1 protein-coding gene and 1 pseudogene are annotated in these 1,609 nt (G+C 76.6%); one reads left to right on the forward strand and one right to left on the reverse strand.

Annotation, left to right across the window (positions count from 1 at the left end; translation table 11 throughout):
* Nucleotides 1-171 (reverse strand): annotated as a pseudogene (locus F6X68_RS32565) (chromosome segregation protein SMC); the annotation flags it as partial.
* Nucleotides 172-660: 489 nt separating this feature from the next.
* On the opposite strand from F6X68_RS32565, the gene F6X68_RS32570 reads away from it, so the two are divergent.
* Nucleotides 661-1,609 (forward strand): DMT family transporter (locus F6X68_RS32570; RefSeq protein WP_151457822.1); only part of this gene is annotated, 949 nt, incomplete at its 3' end.

Below are 1,609 nucleotides of genomic sequence, written 5' to 3' on the forward strand. Positions count from 1 at the left end.
CGCGGCCGCGCGGAGCGCGGCCAGGTGGGCGGCGGCGTAGCGGAGGCCGTCGGGACGGGTCTGGGCGGCCTCGGCCAGCCCGCGCCGGGCCACCGCGAGAAGCTGGGCGGGGGTGCGGTGCGGCAGCACGTGCGCCGGCACCGTCGGTGCCTGAGCCGGGTTGGTCGGCATGGGACTGTCTCCTCCACGTGGCCGAGGCGCCGTCCCGGAGACGGCCCTGGGCCGCCGGCGGGACGCCGGGTCGAGTGGTGCGGAGGAAGACGCACCGGTGGGGTGGCCGGCCGGGTGTGGACGCTTCCCCACACCACACCCGGCCGGCGTTACCGGCGGGTTCGTCGCCCGCCGCCCGGGGGTCGTGGGCGGCGGGCGACGCTCCTGCCTGACGGGCCCGGACTCGCGACTGCCCGGGACCCAGGTGCGGCCCGCGGAGCCGCACCGCCCGGAGCCGCGCCGCGAAACACCGCCCCGGATGGTTGGAACGGGCGTTCGAGGCAATCGAACACTCGTTCTAACTGCTGCTGACAGTACACCCTCCCTCCGACGAAAATGCAACGTGTGACGCGCGGACCTCGGTCGACGTCCCGGCAGGTGTCGGCCCCGGCGTCCGCCGCCGCGGCCGTGCTGGACGCCGGCAGGGGACCGCGGCGGTAGCCTCCGCTCGTGACAACCCCCCGCCCCGTCCTCGGGGTCGCCATGGTGCTCGCCTCGGCCGGGCTCTTCGCCGTCAACGGCACCGTCTCCAAGCTGGTGCTCCGCGCCGGCCTGGACGCCCCGCAGCTCACCCTGCTGCGCGCCGCCGGCGCCGTCACCGGGCTGCTGGTGCTGAGCGTGCTGCTGCGTCCGGGGGCCCGCCGGCTCCGGGCCACCCCCGGCCAGCTGCCGCTGCTGATCGGGTACGGGCTGGCCGGGTTCTTCGCCGTACCGATGCTCTACTTCGTCGCCATCTCCCGGCTGCCGGTCGGGATCGGGCTGCTGTTCGAGTACACCGCCCCGCTGCTGGTCGCCCTCTGGGCCCGGTTCGGTCAGCGCCACCGGGTGCGCCCGCGGCTCTGGGCCGGTCTGGCGTTGAGCCTGGTCGGCCTCGGCTGCGTGGCCGAGGTGTGGGGCGAACTGAAGCTGGACGGCCTCGGCGTGCTCGCCGGTCTCGGCGCCGCGGTCTTCCTCGCCGCCTACTACGTGCTCGGCGCACACGGAGCGGCGCGTCGGGACACGTTGTCGCTGTGCACCTGGGCGTTCGGCGCCTCCGCCGTGGCGGGCCTGCTCACCCGCGCGGTCACCGTGGGCACCGGCGGCTGGGAGCCGCTGGCCGCCGACACCGAGGGGGGCGTGCCCGTGGCGCTGCTCTGCGCGTACGCGGTGGTGCTCGGCTCGATCGCGCCGTACCTGCTGGTGGCCGGGGCGATGCGGCACCTGCCCGCGACCAGCGTCGGGATCATCGGCATGGCCGAGCCGGTGCTCGCCTCGGCGGTCGCCTGGGTCGTCATCGGCCCCGGTGAGGCCCTCAACACCGCCCAGCTCACCGGCGGGCTCCTGGTGCTGGTCGGCGTCGCGCTGGCCGAGACGGCCCGGGTCGCCCCGGCCCGGGCCACCGCGCCGCCCGCCCCGGACA

It is taken from the genome of Micromonospora sp. AMSO12t, assembly GCF_008806585.1.
GTDB lineage: Bacteria > Actinomycetota > Actinomycetes > Mycobacteriales > Micromonosporaceae > Micromonospora > Micromonospora reichwaldensis.